Here is a 23,432-nt window from a genome sequence, read left to right on the forward strand (position 1 = left end):
GGGAAGCAGCGCCTACAGCCAGCATTTCCAGGTGCCGAATGTCAGCAGCATGGGAATGACAGAGAAGACCGGAAAATTCGGAGGAGACTACTGGTATACGTATAACAATGTGCTTTTCATGTCTCTTAACTCCAACAATATGAGTACGGCGGAACACCGGGAGTTTATGAAAGCTGTTCTGGAAGAAAATGGTGCTGATGCGGACTGGACGGTGGTAACTTTCCATCATTCGATCTACAGCACGGCCAGCCACGAGTCGGACAATGATATTATCCAGAGGCGGGCGGAGCTCGTTCCGGTATTTACGGAGCTGGGAATCGACGTAGTGCTGATGGGCCATGACCATGTTTATACCAGAAGCTATATGATGAATGGAACGGATCCGGTAGTTCCTGCTGACGGAACGGTGCCGGAGAGTGTGACAGACCCGGCTGAAGGCGAAGTGCTTTATGTGACGGTCAACTCCGCCAGCGGCAGCAAGTATTATTCCATACATAATAAAGATTTTCCTTATGCGGCGGTGATGAATCAGGAGAGTACCCCGAATATCACTAACGTGGAGGTGACAGATAAGTCTTTTGCAATTACGACTTACCGTACTGCCGATATGTCTGTAGTGGATACCTTTGCAATTTATAAGGATGGCTATCAGCCCCCGGAAGCTGTTATTAAATCCGTTTCTCTCGGAGTGGGTGCGGACGAGTCAGAGACCATGGTTACCTGGTATTCTGATTCTAAGCTGCCGGGAAAGGTACAGCTTGTAAAGAAGAGTGATCTGGCCGACCGCGTATTTCCGGAGACAGCGGCAGAGTTTGCGGCAGAGAAGGAGAGCGCCAATGAGGAAGGCTTTTTCACGAATCAGGCAGTGATTCGCGGTCTGGAATTCGGGGCAGAGTACGCATACCGGGTCGGAGACGGAACCACCTGGTCAGATGTGTATGACTTGACGGTCCAGGATTTTCAGAATGGATTTAATTTCCTGCTTGCAGGCGATCCGCAGATCGGGGCGGGAAGCACGGATACGGATATTAAGGGATGGCAGAGAACTATGGAGACGGCTATAAAGGCGTTTCCAGGGACCAGCTTCTTAATCAGCGCGGGAGATCAGGTCAACACGGCCAGCAATGAGGCGCAGTATGCGGGATACTTAAGCCCGAAGGAGCTGCTGTCCCTGCCGGTAGCGGTAAACGTGGGAAATCATGACGCGGGAAGCAGCGCCTACAGCCAGCATTTCCAGGTGCCGAATGTCAGCAGCATGGGAATGACAGAGAAGACCGGAAAATTCGGAGGAGACTACTGGTATACGTATAACAATGTGCTCTTTATGTCTCTCAACTCCAACAATATGAGTACGGCAGAGCACAGAGCGTTCATGAAGCAGGTGCTTGACGAGAACGGAGCCGATGCGGACTGGACGGTGGTAACTTTCCATCATTCGATCTACAGCACGGCCAGCCACGAGTCGGACAATGATATTATCCAGAGGCGGGCGGAGCTCGCTCCGGTCTTTACGGAGCTGGGAATCGACGTAGTGCTGATGGGCCATGACCATGTTTATACCAGAAGCTATATGATGAATGGAACAGATCCGGTAGTTCCTGCTGATGGAACGGTGCCGGAGAGTGTGACAGATCCGGCGGAAGGCGAAGTGCTTTATGTGACGGCCAACTCCGCCAGCGGCAGCAAGTATTATTCAATACATAATAAAGATTTTCCTTATGCGGCGGTGATGAATCAGGAGAGTACCCCGAATATCACTAACGTGGAGGTAACGGACAGTTCCTTTGCAATTACAACCTATCGCACGACGGATATGTCGGAAGTAGACCATTTTACAATTTACAGGACAGAGGCTCCTAAGCCGCAGCCTGATGTGACAGGCGATACAGTAGCAGAGATTCTGGAGAGTCTGGATCAGGCCCTGGAACAGGCGGAGACAGAGGGAGAGAAGCAGGAAATTCTGAAGAAGGCGGCTGATGCGGCCGGAGCGCTCTCGTATGATCCTAATACAATGGATGAATCTGAAATGAAGGAAATTAAAAAGCTGGAAGATAAGATTCTGGCAGGCTACGGCGATCTGTCGACCGAAACTGACTTAAAAACCGAGAAGGTGACCGGTGTGAAGGCAGAAGGCGCAGCGCTCAGTATTCCGTTAAAGGCTGGTGTCAGGGCAGCGGCCGTTCTGAAGGTAAGCGATATGGAACTGCCGGAGGCTGTGGGATTTGAGACGGAAGATGTTATCACACTGGATATTCAACTGGATATCATAAGTGATGATCCGGAGGTGTCAGGCGGGAATATCCAGCCGAAGGTTCCGATGAAGATTACCATCAACGCGCCGGAGGGCATTGATTTAAACCGGCTGGTACTGCTGCATTACACCAATGGGGTATATGAAAACGTAAAATTTACAGTAAAAGATGGAGCGATCAGTTTTGTTGTTAATGCGTTGAGCCCGTTTGTACTTGCGGAAAAAGCGGCGGATAAGCCGGATGATGATGGAAATGATTCTAATGACGGGTCTTCTGACAATGGATCTTCTGACAATGGATCTTCCGGCAGTGGTTCTTCCGGCAGTGTGCAGGGATCATGGATACAGGACCAGACGGGCTGGTGGTATCAGTATCAGAATAAGACGTATCCGGTCAATACATGGGTGTCCATACAGGGAATCTGGTATCATTTTGACCAGGCCGGTTATATGCAGACTGGCTGGATTCAGGTAAAGGGCGTATGGTACTATTTACAGCCGTCAGGAGCTATGGTGGCATCAGACTGGGTATTGTATCAGGATAAATGGTATTATCTGAACCAGGATGGGGCGATGGCTACAGCACCGGTTCACTATAATGGAACGGAGTACCGGTTCGACGAATCAGGTGCGTGTATAAATCCGTAATAAGAATAACCGTTCCACTCCACGGAGGATCGCGCTGCGGCGGTAAGGAATCTTGTCGCCGCAGCGACCCGCCGCAGGCGGTGAATCCCGTAGGCGGGATTCTTATTTGATGTTCCGGCTAACGCGGAAACAGGGAGGAAATCAATTATGGAATGGATTAAGAGGAAGAGCGGGGAGATCGTCCTGGCAGCTGTGGTAGTATTGATGATTGCAGCCATCTGCATTTATAACAGGGCTAACCCGATTACCTATACCATGTATGAAAATGGGTCCATCAATTACGTAAAGGCAAGGGTGCTGGAGGTGACGGATCAGCAGCTGGAGCCGGTGAAGGAAGCAGAGGGACGCTGGCTGGGAACCCAGGAACTGAAGGTGGAGCTTCTTAACAAGGGCCATGCAGGGGAAATCATTACTGTAGTCAATTATCTGAGTACGACCCATAATGTTTATGCCAAAGAGGGGCAGTCATTAATTATCAAGGCGGATTGCCCTGAGGGAGTGGAGCCGTTTTATTCGGTCTATAATTACGACAGAACCACAGGACTTATGATGACTGGCATTGTCTTTATGACGTGTATGGTGCTGGTGGGCCGGGGAAAGGGAGTAAAAAGTATTCTCAGCCTGGCGTTTACCATGTTTTTTATCATTGCGTTTCTGCTTCCCATGATATACAGGGGCCATTCCCCCGTGCTTTTGAGCATTCTTACAATTCTTGTTTCCACAGCTGTCTCCATGCTGCTTCTGAACGGGTACAGCGCAAAGACACTGACTGCTATCGCCTCTACCATGGCGGGAGTGCTGGTGGCAGCAGGGGCGTTTGCAGTCATAACGGCGGTCCTGCATCTCGACGGCTATAACGAAAGTCAGGCGGAGGAGCTTTTACTGATTTCGGAAAACACGGGGCTGAAAATCCGGTATATTCTTTTCGCAGGCATTCTGATCGCTTCTCTGGGAGCAGTTATGGATATGTGTATGTCCATCGCGGCCTCTCTTTTTGAAATGAAACATCAGAATCCATCCATGGATTTTAAAGCGATTGTCAAAGCCGGGTACGCCATTGGAAGAGATATGATCGGTACTATGTGCGCGACCCTGGTTCTCGCATTTACCGGGACGGCCCTTACCATGATGCTGGTGCTGATCTCATACGGTGTCCAGCCGGAGCAGCTGATGAATTCGGATTATATTGCAATTGAGGCGGCTCACAGCCTGTCCGGCAGTCTGGCTGTTATCCTGTGCGTTCCAGTGACCTCATTCTTGTCCGCGTATGTGCTGGAACGAAATAATTAGGCTAAATAAGTAACAGTTCAGCCTCCGCCGGCCTTTGCTGTCCGGTCTGTCCCGGCTGACTCATGGGGCCTTTCCAGTTCCGGTTTCGGGAATAAGCACTTCTAAATGTGCAAAATTTTTCTAAAAACCAGAGAAAATCCCCAAACTCGCTGCGCTCAGACAAGTGGGCATTTCCCCTGAACGAAAAATTCTGCGCATTAAGAATTGCTAATTCCCTGCAAAGTCACAGGAAAGGCCCCATGAGTCAGCCGGAACAGACCGGACAGCAAAGGCCGGCGGAGGTTGAATTGCTGCTTAAATAAAAATAATTATCATTATCACTATTGCAAAGAGAGAAAGACTCTGCTATACTGTAACCAGATGGAAATGGCTGGAAATACTACGGCCGGTACCATTGAGTAAATCATGCAAAGGCAGATTGTCATTGAATTATAAAACAGGATATCGTATTTTCCCATATGACAGGGTGCCTTTGCGGCACTCTGTTTTTCGGTTCATGAGGCGGTGCAGTCATGCCGTGCCGGACAGCAGCATAAAATAAACCTGGTTAAAGGAGGAGTTCATCATGATAAATATTCAGAAGGCGGCCATTATCGGCTGTGGATTTGTAGGAACATCTATTGCATTTTCCCTTGTACAGAAGGGGATTTTTTCGGAACTGGTTCTGATTGATGCCAATGAAAAGAAGGCGGAAGGGGAGGCGATGGATTTAAGCCATGGTCTGCCGTTTACGAAGCCTATGGAGATCAAGGCCGGAGGCTATGAGGATATTGCGGACTGTGCCATGATCATCATCACAGCGGGAGCAAATCAGAAGCCTGGAGAGACACGGCTCGATCTGGTCCATAAAAATGTGGAGATTTACAAGAGTATTATACCGAAGATCGTGGAGAAGAATCAGGAGGCGACGCTGCTCATCGTGTCCAATCCGGTGGATATCATGACGTATGTGGCGCTTAAGCTTTCCGGTTATCCCAGTCACAAAGTCATCGGTTCCGGAACCGTTCTGGATACGGCCAGGCTGAAATACCTATTGAGCCGCCATCTCGACGTGGACAGCAGAAGCATTCATGCATTTATTATCGGTGAGCACGGCGACAGTGAGCTGGCTGTGTGGAGCGCTGCAAACGTATCGGGGATCCCATTGAATCATTTTTGTGAACTGAGGGGATATTTCGATCATATGGAGTCCATGGACCGCATTTACCAGAGCGTCCGGGACAGTGCTTACGAGATTATAGAGAAAAAGGGGGCCACCTACTACGGTGTGGCCATGGCGGTCTGCAGAATCGCTGAGTCTGTGATCCGGAATGAACATTCCATCATGCCGATATCGGTTTACTTAGACGGGCTCTATGGACTTCACGATATCTGCTTAAGTATCCCGACGGTAGTCGGCCAGGAAGGCGCGGAAAAGGTGCTGGATATCCCCCTGGACTTAATGGAAATGGGAAAACTGGTGTATTCGGCAGAAGAGTTAAAGAAGATTATTGGAGAGTTGAAGCTGTAAAATGGGCCTGCTGATGAATGTTAGTTCATAAATGTGAAAAAATATGGAAAACCGCTTTTCATTTCTAAAATGATGTAGTAAGATAAAGTTCAGACAGATAGTTTACAAAAAATGTGATGTTAAAGGAGCTTTATGAACTACATTAATCTCGATGGAATAGGCGAAAAAATCAGCAGGTTAAGAAAAGAACAGGGAGTCACGATCCGGGAGCTCTCCGAGTATACTGGTTATTCAGTGGGTTTTTTAAGCAATCTGGAGACTGGGAAAAACAGTCCCACGGTGGAAAGCCTTCAGAGGGTGGCCGAGGCGCTGCGGACCGATATCATCGAGATTTTGACGAAGGAGAAGCAGCACCATACGGTCATCCGGAAGAATGAGCGGTCGGTGTTTGATCATCCCCGTTATAAGATGACGATTGAAACACTGGATTTCGGTTATGACAAGCAGATCTATGAGTTCATAACGATCGACCCGGGAGCGGAGGAGAAGGGAATCGTCTCCAGGCACCTGTTCCCGGAAGTGTGCACCGTGATCGAGGGCGTTCTCACCATCGAGGTGGAGGACAGCGTCTATACCCTGGAAGAGGGTGATTCCATCTATATCCCAGAAAAATCGGCGCACAGGATTTATAATCTGGGCGATAAAAAGGTGGTTACCTACTGGGTTTTTCAGAAAACAAAATAATGAATAATATATGGGAAGATGTAAATGCATGGCATGCGATGGCCGGCGTTTACATCTTTTTTTGTGATTATTCCTAAATAAAAAGTTGCAAAATTAGCACTATTGCTCAAAAATAAAATATTTCAGCGCCACGCATTGACAAAAGTATGAGGTGAGATTACAATGTGTTCATAATAATGAAATTTAGTTCATAATTATAGTTGGAGGAAGCAAGATGAATTATGGTTTAAGAGTACAGAAAATCCTCGGCGGTATGCAGCAGGATGGGATAGACAGCCTGCTTGTGACCCAGGGGACGGATATCCGATATGTGAGCGGGTTCAGCGGCGAGGCCGGAGTGGCGGTGATTATTCTCAGTGAAAGCAGAAATTATCTGATTACAGATGGACGGTTTACCAGTCAGGCGGAACAGGAGACAGAAGGATTTGAGATTGTCTTAATCAAGTCAGGGCATAAGCTTTACGAAACCGCAGGCGGACTGCTCGATGAGATTGGAGCCAGGGAAATCCGAATCGATATCGGACAGATCTCGCACGCGGACTACTTGGAACTGGAAAGCCATTGTCATGGAAATATCCAGAACATGAAACCGTATATTTCAGATGCCAGGATGGTGAAAGACGAGGAAGAGCTTGTTCTGATCCGCAGAGCCTGCGATATTACGGAACAGTCATTCATGGTTCTGCTGAATCAGGTTCAGCCTGGACAGAGCGAGAAGGAGATCCGCAACATTCTGGAAAATGAATTTCGCAGAAGGGGAAGCCTGGACGTGGCGTTTGAAACGATTGTCGCCTCCGGCCCGGTAAACGGAGCTAATCCACACGCCAGCTTAACAGACAGAACGATCCGGCAGGGAGATATGGTTACGATCGATTTTGGCTGTAAATATGAGGCGTACTGCTCCGATATCACAAGAACCTTTGCGCTGGGAAAACCGTCAGACGAGATGATAAAGATTTACAACACGGTGAAGGCAGCCAAGGAAGCAGCGGAAAGTATTCTAAAAGAGGGAGTCAGCGCACGGGATGTTGATCTTGCTGTGGAAGCGGTTATCAATGGCGCCGGTTATCACCTGCCTCACGGACCGGGACACGGCTTCGGTCTGGATATTCATGAGAACCCGTTCCTGTCTTCGAGAAATGAGTATCGGATGAAACGTAATGTGGTACATACGCTGGAGCCGGGAATCTACGTACAGGGTATCTGCGGCGTGCGGATTGAAGATGATTACCTGATCACTGGTGACGGAGCGGAGTGTCTGACACCTAATATTACACGGGATTTGATTATACTCTGATGTTACGGGAAGGTATGGAGGGGAACGGCAATGAGAGAAGAATGTGTGCTTCCCATTGAGCGTGTGCGGCGGATTGACAGCAGGCATATTGAATTTTACTGGGGGAGAGAGCCGGTATCCGGCGAAGAAAAGAGCATGGCTTTCCATGTATACAGAGATGGAACAGAACTGGAGCTTTATGAGCGGAAAGACGATGACGAATGGGATGTCGGTACTGTGCATGAACCGGCGAAGAGACGAACTACGGTAACGCTGGCGAGAGAAATCGGGGGAGAGGAACGCCCGAAAGAGGAACGCCCGAAAGAAGAATCCCGTATCAAATACGCATACCCTCTTACCGCCTGGGTGGAATATAAGACAGATCACCGGATTGTATGTTCCAAAGGTCTGAAAGAAGCAGCCGGCATAAATCCCGTAGTCCACCAGGTTCCCTACGAACCGTATTATCGGAAGTTTACAGCCTCGAAGATGGGAATCCGAATTAAGTCAGGGGAAAATGTGAGCGACAGGGCTCATGAGGCTGCGGCTCAGATCATTGATATTCTGCTGGAGAAGCTGCCGGAGACGGCAACTCGGATGAGAGAACTTCATGCCGAGCTGGCGATCTACGCGCTGGATGAAGACGCATACGATATACCGGAGCACCGCGCGGGCTGTCTGTACATGAACCGGCCGGTCGAGGGCTACGGTGGTATCGATGAAAATCCGGTCACGTCCATTTCGGAGGCCAACGTCTTAAGAGTGCTTGAAGGGCCGCATCAGACCCGATATAAACAGGAGTTGATTCTGGCCCATGAGTTTGCCCACGCCATTCACCTGATCGGTATCAAAAATCTGGCCGATCAGACGCTGTACCGCCGTTCCATTGACGTATATGAGGCGGCAAAAGCGGCTGGAAAATGGCCGGGCAGCTATGCAATCAGTAATTTTGAAGAGTATTTCGCCACACTGACCACGATCTGGTTTAACGTCATGGAAGAGGGAAAGAACGGAGCATGGGACGGTGTGAGGGGGCCGGTCAATACGAGAGAAGAGCTGAAGCGTTACGACACCGGGGCATACGAATATTTCACACAGCTCTATACGACACGGCAGCTTCCGTATCCATGGGATACGGTGCGAAATGAATACGATATCGACGGAACGAAATATCAGGAGGTAAGGGAATCATGACGGCAGAAGAAATCGTGGAGAAAGACAGAGAGGCTCTGTATATCGGCAATACCCGGACCGTAGAGTTCGATTTGCCGCTTCCGAAAAAGGGAGTGTACGGTTCCGATATCCGGTGGATCAGCGGCCACGACAGGATTATCACTCCGGATGGAAAGGTTACCCGCCCCAAATTCGGCATGGGTACCAGGACGATCAAACTTACGGCAGTAATCAAGTGCGGAGACGCGGAGGCGGAGCGCAGCTTTGACGTGCGCGTGCTGGAGGAGGAAAACCGGATCAGGATTGCCAAGGTATATCCGATCCAGGAAAAGGCTCCAAAGGGACAGACTTACTATCTGCCGTCTGTGGCGGTGGTGGTGACGGAAGACGGCAAGACCATTTCCCACGCGGTAGAGTGGAACAATCATGGAGAAGCTGTCTATGAGAAAACAGGATTCGTGGAGGAACACGGCTTTATATCTGGAACCACGGTCCCTGTGACTGCCGGAATAGAGGTGGTGGAAACGCTGGATGCGGAGACCGTAAATCCTGCGCCGACTGTCAGAGACTGTTCGGACGGCCGGGTTTATTTAACCGAAGGAAGCCCGTTTTATCAGGCGCAGGAGTGGTTTTTAGAGTTTCTGCTTCAGGTCAATGACGACCAGATGCTTTATAATTTCCGGGATGCTGCGGGACTGAATAAGAAGGGGGCGCCGGAGATGATTGGATGGGATGCTCCTGACAGCAACTTAAGGGGACATACCACAGGCCACTATTTATCGGGGCTGGCCCTGTGTTACCGGGCGACCGGCAGCCCGGTGATCCGGGAAAAGGCAGAGTATATGGTGCACGCGCTTCGGGAATGTCAGACTGCCCTGCACGAGAAAATGGGTTGCCATAAAGGCTTTTTAAGCGGTTATGGAGAAGAACAGTTTGACCGCCTGGAACAGCTGGTGCGCTATCCGGAGATCTGGGCTCCCTATTATACACTCCATAAGATTCTCGCCGGACTTCTGGACTGCTATGAATTTGCGGGCTGTGACGAGGCGCTCTCCATTGCCGGAGATCTGGGAGACTGGGTATACGAGAGGTTGTCAAAGGTACCCCACGCCCAGCTGAACCGTATGTGGAGTCTCTATATTGCAGGAGAATTCGGCGGCATGAACGACGCCATGGCCCGATTATACATACACACAGCAAAGCCGGAGCATTTGGAGGCTGCGAAGCTGTTTAACAACGACAGGCTGTTTTACCCCATGGCAAAAAACGTAGACGCGCTGGATGGACTCCATGCGAACCAGCACATTCCCCAAATGGTAGGATGCATGAAAATATTTGAGGCAGGCGGAGAGACGTATTACCGGGATATCGCCCGTTTCTTCTGGGAAGCGGTGACCGGCGCTCATATCTATACCATCGGCGGCACCGGTGAGGGGGAGATGTTCCATGAGGCCGGAACGGTTGCCGGTCTTCTGACAAAGAATACGGCAGAGAGCTGCGCTTCCTATAATATGCTGAAGCTGACGAAGGAACTGTACCAGTACCAGCCCTCGGCCTGCTATATGGATTATTATGAGAGGACGGTCTTCAACCATATAGCCGCTTCCTGTGAACACGGAGCGACGGGGGCCAGCACCTACTTTATGCCGCTGGCACCGGGATTTCATAAGGATTTTGAGGATGAGAATTCCTGCTGTCACGGAACCGGGCTGGAAAGCCATTTTAAATATATTGACAGTATTTATTACCACGATGCAGACTCGTTTTATGTTAACCTGTTTAGCCCGTCGGTTCTGGAAGCCGCAGGTATTACGATCAGGCAGACGACGAGTTCGGCGGACCCGGGCCATATCTCTGTGGAGGTACAGGGAAATAAAAGCACAGTGCTGAAAATAAGAGTTCCGTACTGGTGCGGCGGATCGTATCAGCTGGAGATTGACGAGGCAGCCGTGGAGGCCCCGTCTGATGAGGCCGGATATATTCAGATTGGATACAATGGAAGCGGCAGCATGAGGGCAGAGATCCGGTTTGCGTGTCGGGTGAATCTGGAGCGGACGCCGGATGATCCCCATACCGCCAGCCTTACGTATGGACCTTATGTACTGGCGGCATTGACCGATTCGGTGAATTTTCTGGAATTACCATTCGATAGAGAAGGAGCCTTAGAGCAGCTTGTGAAGGTGGAGGGAGAGATCTCGCTGCAGTACCAGGAGATTAAATTTGTTCCGCTCAGCAGTATCTGCCACGAGCCGTACCAGGTCTACTTTAAGACGATCTAAATAAAAGAGGGAGAAAAAACTCATGAAAACAGCAAGTCAGGCGATTTCAAATGAAGAGTTACGCAAACAGAAATCATTCTTAGGCCATCCCAAGGGAGTGGGGACCTTAAGCTTTATGCAGTTATGCAATTCTTATGCCAGCTATGGCATGAGCGCCATTTTAATTTATTATCTGTATGCTGTAAAACCGGAGGGGCTGGGACTAAGCCAGGCCAACGCGGCGCAGCTGATATCCCTTTACTCGGCGTGTTCCCTTATGTTCGGTATTGTCGGCAGCTATGTGGCCGACCGTATCCTGGGAACGAGGCGCGCGCTGTGCTTTTCCAGAGCCGTCACGGTGCTGGCGTACGTCTGTCTCGCCCTGCCATTCGGCGGAATCGTGGGATACGTGGGCGCCATGTGTCTGCTCCTTGTATCCGCCATGCTCTGCGGCAGAAGTGCGGACGCCCTGATGGGAAAATTTTACGACAAATCCGACAGCCGAAGAGACGGAGCCTATACGATTGGCTATGTGATATCCAACATCGGCGCGGCGGCGCCTGTTATCTCCGGCGCCATTGCGCTGGCTACCGGATACCATGCAGCATTTCTGGTCTGTGCCGTATTTGCCGCTCTGGGGGTCGCAGCCTATCTGATCACAGAGAAGAAGTTTTTCGGAACGATTGGTTACGAGCCGGATGATCCCCTTTCTGCTGACAAGAAAAAAAGCTTCATTGTAAAAATGATTGCAGCCATTGTAGTCGCCATTGCTGTATTTGCTGTGTTGTTTATCAGCGGAATCCTGACAATCGGGGTATTCTCCAACGTAATCAGTACAGCCGCCATTTTTATCCCGATCGTTTACTTTGTGATTATTATTACAAGCCCGAAGACGCAGAAAGAGGAGAAGACGAGAGTCGCCAACCTAATCCCCGCCTTCATCTGCAACTGCTTTGCCATGCTGGTATGGACCCAGTCCACTTCCATTCTTGCCATTTTCACGGAACAGAGAGTGGACCGTGTGATATTTGGAATGGAGATATCGGCGGCGTCCTTCCAGACACTTCCGGCCGTATTTGCCATTTTCTTAGGGGCCGTGGTCGGTTCCTTGTGGAGTGTGCTCGGAAAGAGGCAGCCTCTGGCACCGGCAAAGATCGGTATCGGTACGATTCTGTGGGGCTGCGGACCGCTCTTCATGACGCTTCCTTTCATGCTCTACGGAGCTGCGGATAAGGTGAGCCCGCTCTGGATCGTAGTGTTCTATCTGCTTATTATCCTCGGTGAGGCGTTTACCAGCCCGGTTGGATATTCCTGTGCATCCATCGTGGCCCCGCAGGCGTTTGCAACCCAGATGATTACGGTGTGGTCCATGTCACAGTCCACGGGTGCGGCGCTTAACACCCTGGCAGTGAATTTCTATAAGGAAGGATCTGAGGTTCCGTTTTTCCTGGTGATCGGCCTGATTACCTGCGCGGCAGGACTGATCGTCCTGATCTTTGGAAAGAAGATTGCTGCGGGAATGGGAATGCTGGAGAAAACGGAATAACTGACAGTTTAAGTGACATACTCCCACTACTTAGAGAAAATCATTCACTGGATGATTTTCTCTAAGTAGTGGGGGCTTCTTGTTCAGGCCAGGTAATCCCGACAGTATCAACAAGCTACCCCCGTGTGTCCCACGGTTGATATATATTTTCACGCTATGCCTAAGATCCTTATCCCCTCCTGCCTTATGTTTATTGCTGCATTTTGGTCCCGGTCCATGATGTTCCCGCATTCGCATAGATAGACTCGTTCTGACAAGGCAAGCTCTTCTTTTTTCTTTCCACACAAACAACAGGTCCTGCTTGACGGAAACCACTTATCTACTTTTACAAGCTGTTTTCCTTCCTCTTTCAGCTTGTACCGCAAGAACAAGATAAACATCCCCCAGCCATTATCATGAACAGATTTTCCAAATCGTAATGCCTTAGACATTTCTTTCATGTTGAGATTTTCCACCACAACTGCATCGTAAGCATTGGTTATCTGCCTGCTCTGTTTGTGGAGAAAATCTTTTCTCTGATTCGATACTTTTTTGTGGAGTTTGGCAACTATTTTTCGTTGTTTGGCACGATTATTGCTCCCTTTTTCACATTTTGACAGCTTTCTTTGCTCCCTTGCCAGTTTTTCCTGCGCCTTACGATAAAATCGTGGATATTCAGGGATTCGTCCTTTATCATCGACATATAACTCTTTCATGGAAAAATCTAAGCCTGTTATTTTTTCTACCTTTTGCGGCGTGATTGTTTCTTCGTATGCAAACAAAACAGAAATATAATACTTTCCATCCGGATCCTGAGATACTGTACAAGATTTCAGCTTATAATCTTCTGGTATTTCCCTATGTTGTTTGATTGTCACCCATTTGAGTTTTGGCAATTTGATTTTGCTGTCTGCGATTTCTATATTTCCGTTCACATAATTTGTTGTGTAGGAACTCCTGTCATTGTGCCTGCTTTTGAATCTCGGAAATCCCACTTTGCCTTTTCCGTTCCAGAAATTTTTATAAGCTTTCTCCAAAGACAGCTGTTCATTGGCAAGTGCCAGACTGTCCACTTCACAGAGAAACGGATATTCTTTCTTGTACCTTGCAGGAGTTGTCTTCAAGGATTTTCCTGTCGTTTCATAGCAGTCATTCTTGTCTGATAACATCTTATTCCAGATGAACCTGACACAGCCAAATGTTTTGGCCAGTAAGATTTTCTGGTCTTTGTTTGGGTAGATTCGAAACACATAGGCTTTGTTCATCGCTTTTCCCCCTGCGATTGTATGTATTGCTTTATTACAGAAAGAGGCGCACCACCTGCTGCCTGCACTTTTACAGGCATTGATGAATTTGCCGATTTCAGATTTAGGATAAGCACGAAAAGGCACATTTCTTTCTATTCGACTGATTATATGATACCTCTTTTATCCGTCCTACGCAAGCTTTGCCTATCGGCTGTTGCGATATGGTTACAAAAGACGTAACCACACCTTACAACCAAAGCCGATTCATTCCACCGCCTAAGAGGGCGGGGGAATGAATCGGCTAAAATCTGTTAAAAATAACAGAGGCGGCATCCCATTTTATATACGGGTGCCGCCTCTGTTTTTGGTGTGTCAGATGGAGGGGATTCCATCGAACCGGAACATACGGATTCTCTTCATCAATGGAGTCGTCCGGGGGTTGACACTTCTTTTAGCATGGTGGTTTTTCAGACCTGTCTTTTACAAACGCCTTTCGGTATTCACTGGGGGTAATCCCCTGGTTTAATTTAAAACGTCTCGTAAAGCTGGAAATATTGTAGTAGCCTACGGCTTCGGAAATCTCTTTCAGCGGCAGCGCGGTGGTACGTAAAAGCTCTTTTGCCCGTTCTATCCGCAGGTGAATGGTGTAATCCATCACATTCTGACCGGTCTGATCTTTAAAGTATTTGCTGAAGGCCGGAAGCGTCATCTCGAAGTGGCCGGCAGCCTCATAAGCGGAAAAATCGCAGCGGAGGCAGTTGGCCTCCAGGTATTTCATAACCTCATCCAGAACGACCCGTTTGGCCGCGGAGGCGGTGAGCCCGCTCAAATGCTCACTCCAGGCCCGGAGCATCTGTATAATCTCCAGCGCGGTCTCCATACCCGACAATTCGATGGGAGAGTTGGAGGCCGCATTTTTCTGACCGCGGCAGTGTTCATTTACGAGATGGATTAAGTCAAAACAGATGCTTCTGGCCAGATAGAGAGGAAGCTGGCTCTCCTCCATAAAATGAATGATATTCTGAATGGCATCCCTGATGTTCTGCTCATTATGGGAAAAAAGAGCATTTCTAAGACTCTCAAATTCCTTGTGAGGGTAAACAACCGTTGCGTGTGCCGGCCCCAGGACCTCCCGAAACTCAATGACGGTGCCGTTGCCCTTTACGAAACGGTAGTCCAGGGCGCTGACGGCCTCCATGTAGGACTGGGCGATGCGCTCCGTACTGTCCACGCAGGTGCCGATTCCGACGGTGGTCAGCAGCCCGTACTGCCTGGTTAAATATTTCTGCACATCCCCGAAAAATCTTGCCGAGACCGGCATATGATCCGGCTGGTTAATGAGAAGCACGATTTGATTGGGATGGAAATTATGCAGGTAATAGTAAATATAAGGAACGGAAAACTGCTTCTTAATCTCCTGCGCCAGCCCGTCCAAGTTGTCAAACTGCTTATGCAGCATCACAATACTGACGGTAAAGTGCTCATTTGGCAGAGAGAGGTCCAGCTCCGAACAATCCAGATTGAAGTCTTCTCTGGAAGCGTAGGCGCCGTTTAAGAGGCGGTATAAGCGTTCATTTTTAACGGCTGTGAGGCTGTTGGCCAGCTGAGTGGACAGTGAACTGTTTTGAGTAGATAAGTAGTCCAGCGCTCCGGCAATGGTCTCCAGTTCGTTGTAGGAAGCCGCGTCCGGGGAGATCAGCTTTGCCCTGTCCCGCAGACGGCGGACGGGAGCGTAATTCACTTTCTGCAAAAAGAAGATAGTGAAGCTGGCGATAAGCAGAATAATAACAATAGCCAGCAGGAATTCCCTCATAATAGAAGAAACCTGTGTAAATGTGGTCTGCCTGTCCGGAATAAAAGCCAGATACGTCCACCCGTTTTTCTCCGACCGGTGCGTGCGGACGACGTATTCTTTCCCGTCTATACTGGTTGTGGACGACAGTTCTATGGAATCTCCCAGATAAGAGCTTAAAATGCCGCGCATCCGATCGTGTTCTCCCGAGGTGGTTACGACAGCACCGTTCTGGTCCAGGATATAGGTCTGCGCCTGATAGCTCTGGAGCTTCTGGCTTAAAAGTGCCTCGATGGAGCTGTTGTTTACATAAAAGAGAGCCGTGCCCTCGTGTTTCTGATAATCGGTAAAGACCGGGTAGGAAAAAAGCACGACGTTTGCCTCGGCAGGGCCTAAGTCCAGGTTGAGAAGCTTCTGCCTGGGAAGACAGAAGGAGGCCTTGCTGTTCAGAAGCAGATCCTGGAATTCCCTGGAGCTCATGCCGGGAACGCGGAAAATGCGGCTGAAGTAATAGTCCTTCCGGCAGGTCGTGGAACTGGTGGCCACGTATTCTTTCCCATCCAGAATCAGAACGATATCCTGGATAAAAGGGTTCGCAGAGGTTAAGGCCGACAGATAGGTGATGGTCGGGCTTAAGGCCAGAGGAGTTTCCGCCTCGGAGGCATCGTGTATCGTTCCAGTCAGCGTCAGCTGCCCTACGATATTTAGCATGGACTCCAGCTCATTGTCGAGCTGAGTGCTGATCTGCAGCAGCTCTAAGTCTACGGTTTCATAGATCTCATCATAAAATTTCTTCATAAATCGGGAGGAATAGAAGAAGGTCAGGATGACGAGAGGGATTAAGAGCACGGTCATATAGGAAATCAGATAGCGGATATAGTGCCTCCCGAATTTTCGCTTTTTCCCTGTTTTCAGCATAAGATCTCACCGCCCCCGTTTCTGATATTTAACAATATTTATTATAGGGTAAATGCACAACACTTTCAAGCAAAGTACCGCGAAAGAAAATAAGGACAAGGAAAAGATAGATAAAAAATGGCGGAAAGCCCCATGGAATCTAGTGCAAATTCTGCAAAGAAGCAAAAAATGGCAAATGCAGAAAGCAAAAACAGTATGCAGTTATGACCGCTGGAAAAATGGCTGGAAGGCCTGCAAAAAATGTGAATTGAAACCAGGCGGGTACTGCCGCTATACTGGTGCCAGACAAAAAAATATGGAGGAGGTTTCAGGGAATGAGGGGGAGTACTGACACGAAACACGCGGTCGGGCCTGCACCCGGAAAGCCGGGGATTTACAGAGTGAAAAGGGCGCTGAGGCGCGACTGGCAGCTTCTGTTATTATGTGCAGTTCCTGTTTTGTATTTTATTCTGTTCCATTATGTACCCATGTATGGAGTGCAGATTGCCTTTAAGGATTTTCGGGCGGTGGACGGAATCTGGGGGAGCCAGTGGTGCGGCTTCAAACATTTTGAACGTTTTTTTTCATCTTCCCAGTTTTGGCCATTAATTAAGAACACGCTGGGACTCAGCTTTCTGCAGATTCTGCTGGGGTTCCCGATTCCGGTTCTTCTGGCAATTATGCTGAATCAGGTGAAGCACCAGAGGTTCCGGAAATTTGTGCAGTCGATCGTGTACTGTCCGCACTTTATATCGATCGTCGTCCTGACCGGTATGCTGTACATATTCTTATCACCGAGAAATGGTCTGATTAACCAGGTGATTCAGCTGTTCGGAGGTGAGCCCATCTTCTTTCTGGGAGATGCGAAGTATTTTAAGCTGACATTTGTCCTCTCGGGAATCTGGCAGAACGCGGGGTGGAGCGCAATCATCTATATTGCGGCGCTGGCGGGAATCAGCCCCGACTTATATGAAGCGGCACAGGTGGATGGAGCAAATAAGTGGCAGCGGATCTGGCACATCGATATTCCGGGGATCCTGCCTACGGTTGTGATGATGCTGATTCTGGAGGTAGGAAAGGTGATGAATCTGGGATTCCAGAAGGCATATTTAATGCAGAATGCCCAGAATCTGGCAGCCAGTGAAATTATATCGACCTATATCTATAAAGTTGGTATGATAGATGCACAGTACAGCTATTCAGCGGCCATCAACCTGTTTAACAATCTGGTCAATATCATACTTCTGGTCACTGTCAATCACATTGCGAAGAAGACGACTGACAACAGTTTGTGGTAACGAGCTGCCAATTGCTCGTAATAAGGAGGACAAAATGGCACAGAAAAAAACGAAGCTGCACAGAAGCTTTGGGACGCAGGCGCCGGCCGACCGCCTGTTTGATATCTTTAATTATCTCGTACTCGGCCTGGTGGCAGTCTGTGTACTGTATCCACTATATTTTATCGTAATCGCGTCGGTTTCCGATCCGGTGGCGATCAACAATGGCCAGGTGGCATTTTGGCCCGTCGGGTTTAACACGACCGGCTATGAAAAAATATTTGAAAATACGAAGATCTGGCGATCCTACAGCAATACCATTTTTTACACCGTGGTGGGAACCACCATCAACGTGATTCTTACCATGATGCTGGCGTATCCGTTAAGCAGAAAGAACTTTTTTGCCAGGAAGCCGCTCACGCTGTTCGTCATGTTTACCATGTACTTTCAGGGGGGACTGATTCCTACTTACTTATGGATGAACGACCTTCATCTGTACAATACGCCGTGGGTTATGGTTCTGCTTCCGGCTATCAACGTGTTTAACCTGATTATTGCCATCAATTATATCAGCAACAGCATACCGGAGGAACTGTACGAGGCGGCTTCCATCGATGGCTGCAGTCATATCCGGTACTTTTTCAGCATTGTGCTTCCGCTGTCAAAGACGATTGTGGTGGTGCTCGTCCTCTATTACGGCGTCGCGCACTGGAATGAATTCATGAACGGTCTGATCTATTTAAGGGATGAGGGGCTGTATCCGCTGCAGCTGACACTGAGAAATATTCTGCTTCAGAATCAGGCTTCCGGCCTGGGGGATGTGGACAGCATCATTGAACAGCAGAAGGCTGCCGAGTTGATCAAGTACGGCGTCATTATCGTATCGACTCTGCCGGTTCTGGTGATCTATCCGTTCCTGCAGAAGCATTTTGCAAAGGGTGTTATGGTTGGCTCCGTCAAGGGCTGACCTGGAAAGAAAATTACATAAAACTATATTTTTTCAGGAGGGAAACAATGAAAAAGAGATTTATGAGTACACTGCTTACAGTTACGGTTATGGCATCGGCCCTGACGGCCTGTGTGCCCAAGGCGGCCAACGAGACGGCAGCGCCGGCGGCCACCAAAGCCGTGGAAGCCGGAGAGACGCAGGCTGCGTTTGAAGTGAATAAGGAAGGTCTGCCCATCGTAAACCAGCCGATTACGTATGAGATCGCGGCCAGCACACAGAAAAATAAGAATTTTAAGGAGCTGGAATTCTTTCAGAAGCTGGAGACGGATACGAATGTAATCGTCAACTGGAATATGTCCTCTGATGACGGATGGAATGAGAAAAAGAGCCTGCTGTTTGCAAGTAATACGCTGCCGGATGCATTTTACGGACAGGATATCTTAAAAGATGTGGATATCATCAAGTATGCGTCCCAGGGAATGCTGATCCCGTTAAATGATCTGATTGATGAGTATGCGCCCAACTTAAAGGCGATCCTTGACGCGAACCCGCAGTACAGGAAGCAGATTACGGCGCCGGATGGCAATATCTACTCGCTGCCGACCATCAATGAGTTAAATCCGACCACCCATGACAAGCTGTTCATCAACAAGACCTGGCTCGATAATCTTGGCCTTCAAGTGCCGGAGACCAGGGAAGAGCTGGAAACCGTTCTTCAGGCCTTCAAGGACGGAGATCCCAATGGAAACGGCAATACAAACGATGAAATCCCATTTTCGTTCCGTATGAGCTCCAGCGACCCTTACAACAGGCAGCAGGGAATCCAGTCTTTATTCGGAACCTTCGGACAGCTGGATGATATCTATCATTTCGTGATCAACGACGGAGATGTTGTATATACGCCGATGACAGAACCGTATAAAGAGGCCATTTCCTGGTTCCATTCCCTGTACGAAAAGGGGCTGGTGGACAAGGAAGCATTCACACACGACTTTAACGTCTATGTGGCCAAAATTCAGGATCCCAACAAGATTGTCGGCATGTTTTTAGGCTGGAGCGGCAATGCCACAGCGGCGGCCAACAAGGATGACTACGCAGCCATGGCGCCGCTTATCAATACCAACGGCGAGCGCATCTGGAGAACCGTGGATGCGAAGATCATCTCCAAGGGTTCCTTCGCAATTACCAGCAAAGCGGAGCATCCGGAAGTTCTGATGCGCTGGATCGATCAGTCCTACGATCCGGAAAGTTCTCTGGAGATCTGCCAGGGCCTGCTGGGCCACGTTCTGGAGAAGACCGGAGAAGGCCGTTACCACCAGATGCAGCTGCCGGAAGGCGTCACTCTCGATACGGCAATTCATGATTACAGCCCGGGAAATGACGGAACCTTCGCAGTAATGCAGCCCATCATTGAAAAGCTGGACTTAAACGCTAACTTAACAGAACGTAAGGAACTGGATGCTTTCTATGCTCCGTACAATGTACCGGCTGACGAGATGTATCCCAACGTGTTCTTCACCGGGGACGAGATTGAAGAAATCGGCGTGCTGCAGACAGATATTGACTCTTACGTAGCCCAGAAGTATGCAGGCTGGATCGTGGAAGGCGGCGTGGAAGACGAGTGGGATTCGTTCCAGAAGAAGCTTCAGGATATGAACGTGGAACGCTATATCCAGATTTATAAGGACGCTTATGCCCGTTACAGCGCAGAATAAGGAGAATCTGTTACCCCATATTTTGCGGAAATGTAACTGTTCAGGACGGCTTATCTTCTTGACCGAAAAAACCGGTCAAGAAGCATCGTATGTCCATCCGATGTGAAAAATAGTGCAAAAACAGTCTTATAAGCGAGCTTAACGCCTGCTTTCGCACTATTTTTCCCGCCGTCCTGAACTGTTACGCGGAAATAATGAATCAGGAGAGCCGTATATCAGAGCCGTTGCCAAATATGCTCTGGTGCGGCTCTTTGTAAAAAGGAAAGGAGACGGAAGTTGAAGCCACACGTTATTATAATTATGGCGGACCAGCTGCGGTATGATGTGCTGGGAATGGGATTTACCCCCAATATTGACTCAATCGCAGCGGATGGGACCGCATTTGGCCGGGCCTACTGTGCCTGCCCTCTCTGCGTGCCTGCCAGAGGTTCGTTTTTTACCGGGACTTATCCCAACAGAAACGGTTCTCTGATCAACCCATGGGAGCCGGCCGACGCCGTTTGTGGAGATGTCAGGCCGGAATTTGGCAACTTATACACAATGATGGAGCGGGATTGGGACAGTATCCACAGTGGGAAGCAGCATTTGTTTACAACCGGAGGAAAATTGGAAGACCGTGTGGATTCCCGTACGCGCTGGTTTTCCACGGAAAAGAGTTATAAAGAATTTTTGAAGGAACACGGTATTGCCATGCCGGGAGGCGGGAAATTCCGCACAAAGGTACCGGAAATGGTGGACGGAAAGGCTACAAGGGTGAGCAGCTATTCCAACGCGGAAACGGGGAGGTATGAACCGGGAGAGCAGTATTATTTTGATTCTTATTTTACGGAGATGGCGCTGGAAGGCCTGCGGCGGCGGGATACCAGGAAGCCTCTTCTGTTAAACGCCATGTTTTTAGCGCCTCATCCACCGCTTCAGATACCGGATCCATGGTACAGGGCAGTGGGCGCGGAGGACTTTGCGCTTCCGGAAAATATCGGTGTGTACTACCCCAGGCAGTCCCCGCTTCAGATGTATAATCTGACGGGAATCGTGGGGACCCGCTATGGGCGGGAGCACTGGAAGGAGGCCTGGAGAGTCTATTTGGGGCTGGTGAGGATGCTGGATCACTGCGTGGGCCGGGTTCTGGAAGAGCTGAAGCGGCAGGGAATCTATGATGACAGCCTGATTCTCTTTACCAGCGACCATGGAGAGATGCTGGGCTCCCACGGCCTGTTTCAGAAGATGTGTATGTACGAGGAATCAGCCCGCGTGCCGCTGTTTATGAAGTTCCCAAAGGCGTTCACGCCTTCAGAGAAATCGTATGACCAGGTAGTGAGTCACATCGATGTAATGCCCACACTGTGTGATTATCTTCAGGTGGATAGCGGAAATGAAATGGACGGCACATCGCTGATGCCGCTGCTTCGTGGAGAGAGCAGGGCGGAGGACAGAAATTCTGCTTATATCCAGTATGACGGAAATGGCTCCCGGTCTAATTTTCAGCGCTGTATGATATGGGGGAGATGGAAGCTGATCGTGGATTTATTTAAGGATGAAACATTCTATGAGCTGTACGATCTGGAGGAGGATGTGCAGGAAACTTCCAATCTGATGTTTGACGGAAAACACGATGAGATTGCGGAAGAGATGGCGAACCGCTTAGCCGCGCACAGCAGGGAAACAGGGGATTTACTTACAATGGCTCCCTTTGATGCGGCCGGATTCCGGCGTAAATATGAGGATTTTCCTGTGTTGTAATAAAAACAGGAAGAACAGGAGAAGAGAATGAAAAAAGAAGAGTTACAGAACTATCCGAAGCTGGCGCCGGCGGAACTGGAGGCGGCCCTCGAAACAGCCGTATCCCAGACCCGTTTTTCCATGTCCAGATTCGGAGCTGGGTTCAAACATATTTTCAGTACCAATCACTTTTACACGGAAGCGCCAAATAACCAGTGGACCAACGGCTTCTGGACGGGACAGCTGTGGCTGGCATACGAGTGTTCCGGCGATCCGGAGATGAAACGGACGGCGCTTGCACAGACAGAATCCTTTCGGTACCGCATCGATCATCAGATTGAAACGGATACTCATGATCTCGGATTTCTGTATACCCCATCCTGTGTGGCGGCCTGGAAGCTGACCGGCAGCGAGGAGGCGAAGGAAACCGCAATTAAGGCGGCCCGCAGGCTTCTGGAGCGTTTTCATGAGAAGGGGCAGTTCCTGCAGGCATGGGGAAAGCTGGCTGAGCCGGGAAATTACCGGTTGATTATCGACTGCCTTTTGAATCTTCCGCTGCTGTATTGGGCCGGCGAGGTTACCGGGGACAAAATTTATGGGGAAAAAGCGGAAGCCCATGTACATACGGCGCTGAGCGTGCTGATCCGTCCTGACAGTTCCGCTTTCCATACCTTTTATTTTGATCCGGAGACAGGGGAACCGCTGAAGGGAGTCACACATCAGGGGTATTCCGCCGACTCCGCATGGGCCCGAGGGCAGGCCTGGGGCGTGTACGGCATCGCATTGAGCTATCGCTATACGGGAAATCCTGAGTATGTCAGGCTGTTTGAGGAGGTAACCGGGTATTTCCTCGATCATCTTCCCCACAGTCTCGTTCCGTACTGGGATTTTATCTTCGAGGATGGCAGTATGGAACCCCGGGATTCCTCTGCGGCGGCGGTCGCGGCCTGCGGTATGCTGGAGATGGCGAAATACCTGCCAGGGGAGAAAGCCTCGTACTACACTGGAATTGCCAGCCGGTTGATGAAAGCGCTTTATGACACCTGCGCGGCGAAATCTGATTCAGAGTCGGATGGACTTCTTCTGCACGGAGTATATGGGAGAAAGACGCCTTACAATGACTGTATTGACCATGGGATCGACGAGTGCAATCTCTGGGGGGATTATTATTATCTGGAAGGTCTGGTGAGATTAAAATATGACTGGAATCCATACTGGTAA

Annotated in this window: 15 protein-coding genes; 13 read left to right on the plus strand and 2 right to left on the minus strand. The window is 49.5% G+C overall.

The features are described 5' to 3' along the window. The 8 genes from DFR60_RS30430 to DFR60_RS14860 all read left to right on the plus strand — a co-directional run. Positions 1-2,899 (plus strand): FN3 domain-containing metallophosphoesterase family protein (locus tag DFR60_RS30430; RefSeq protein ID WP_207659535.1); only part of this gene is annotated, 2,899 nt, incomplete at its 5' end. A 147-nt stretch (positions 2,900-3,046) separates the two neighbouring features. Continuing rightward, positions 3,047-4,189 carry a YibE/F family protein gene (locus tag DFR60_RS14830; protein ID WP_110323582.1) on the plus strand — a complete coding sequence of 381 codons (1,143 nt, stop codon included), beginning with the start codon at positions 3,047-3,049 and terminating at the stop codon, positions 4,187-4,189. Between the two features lie 565 nt (positions 4,190-4,754). Continuing rightward, entirely contained in the window at positions 4,755-5,699 is a 945-nt protein-coding gene (locus tag DFR60_RS14835; protein WP_002605530.1) for an L-lactate dehydrogenase, read from the plus strand. A 132-nt stretch (positions 5,700-5,831) separates the two neighbouring features. Beyond that, positions 5,832-6,383 carry a helix-turn-helix domain-containing protein gene (locus DFR60_RS14840; RefSeq protein ID WP_110323583.1) on the plus strand — a complete coding sequence of 184 codons (552 nt, stop codon included), beginning with the start codon at positions 5,832-5,834 and terminating at the stop codon, positions 6,381-6,383. A 214-nt stretch (positions 6,384-6,597) separates the two neighbouring features. Continuing rightward, on the plus strand, positions 6,598-7,680 hold the full coding sequence (locus tag DFR60_RS14845) for a M24 family metallopeptidase (RefSeq protein ID WP_110323584.1): 1,083 nt from the start codon (positions 6,598-6,600) through the stop codon (positions 7,678-7,680). A 30-nt stretch (positions 7,681-7,710) separates the two neighbouring features. Then, a complete protein-coding gene (locus tag DFR60_RS14850) occupies positions 7,711-8,853 on the plus strand; it encodes a hypothetical protein (RefSeq protein ID WP_110323585.1) in 1,143 nt (380 codons plus the stop codon). Continuing rightward, on the plus strand, positions 8,850-11,111 hold the full coding sequence (locus tag DFR60_RS14855; protein WP_110323586.1) for a beta-L-arabinofuranosidase domain-containing protein: 2,262 nt from the start codon (positions 8,850-8,852) through the stop codon (positions 11,109-11,111). The genes DFR60_RS14850 and DFR60_RS14855 overlap by 4 nt, the downstream gene beginning before the upstream one ends. A 22-nt stretch (positions 11,112-11,133) precedes the next feature. Continuing rightward, a complete protein-coding gene (locus tag DFR60_RS14860; protein ID WP_110323587.1) occupies positions 11,134-12,636 on the plus strand; it encodes a peptide MFS transporter in 1,503 nt (500 codons plus the stop codon). Between the two features lie 149 nt (positions 12,637-12,785). On the opposite strand, the gene DFR60_RS14865 is transcribed toward DFR60_RS14860, so the two are convergent. Further along, positions 12,786-13,880, minus strand: coding sequence for an RNA-guided endonuclease TnpB family protein (locus DFR60_RS14865; RefSeq protein WP_110323588.1), 1,095 nt, complete (start codon positions 13,878-13,880; stop codon positions 12,786-12,788). A 433-nt stretch (positions 13,881-14,313) separates the two neighbouring features. After that, positions 14,314-16,572: a helix-turn-helix domain-containing protein gene (locus tag DFR60_RS14870; RefSeq protein ID WP_110323589.1), complete on the minus strand. Its 2,259-nt coding sequence runs from the start codon at positions 16,570-16,572 to the stop codon at positions 14,314-14,316. A 314-nt stretch (positions 16,573-16,886) separates the two neighbouring features. On the opposite strand from DFR60_RS14870, the gene DFR60_RS14880 reads away from it, so the two are divergent. The 5 genes from DFR60_RS14880 to DFR60_RS14900 all read left to right on the plus strand — a co-directional run bounded on the left by DFR60_RS14880 (position 16,887) and on the right by DFR60_RS14900 (position 23,432). After that, positions 16,887-17,849: an ABC transporter permease gene (locus tag DFR60_RS14880; protein ID WP_110323591.1), complete on the plus strand. Its 963-nt coding sequence runs from the start codon at positions 16,887-16,889 to the stop codon at positions 17,847-17,849. 34 nt (positions 17,850-17,883) lie between these two features. Further along, the gene (locus tag DFR60_RS14885; protein ID WP_110323592.1) at positions 17,884-18,795 is read left to right on the plus strand and encodes a carbohydrate ABC transporter permease; all 912 of its coding nucleotides are present in this window, start codon (positions 17,884-17,886) and stop codon (positions 18,793-18,795) included. 47 nt (positions 18,796-18,842) lie between these two features. Continuing rightward, on the plus strand, positions 18,843-20,492 hold the full coding sequence (locus tag DFR60_RS14890) for a type 2 periplasmic-binding domain-containing protein (RefSeq protein WP_110323593.1): 1,650 nt from the start codon (positions 18,843-18,845) through the stop codon (positions 20,490-20,492). A gap of 276 nt (positions 20,493-20,768) precedes the next feature. After that, positions 20,769-22,232 carry a sulfatase family protein gene (locus DFR60_RS14895; protein ID WP_110323594.1) on the plus strand — a complete coding sequence of 488 codons (1,464 nt, stop codon included), beginning with the start codon at positions 20,769-20,771 and terminating at the stop codon, positions 22,230-22,232. 27 nt (positions 22,233-22,259) lie between these two features. Next, entirely contained in the window at positions 22,260-23,432 is a 1,173-nt protein-coding gene (locus DFR60_RS14900) for a glycoside hydrolase family 88 protein (RefSeq protein ID WP_110323595.1), read from the plus strand.

The sequence above is a fragment of the Hungatella effluvii genome, assembly GCF_003201875.1.
GTDB lineage: Bacteria > Bacillota > Clostridia > Lachnospirales > Lachnospiraceae > Hungatella > Hungatella effluvii.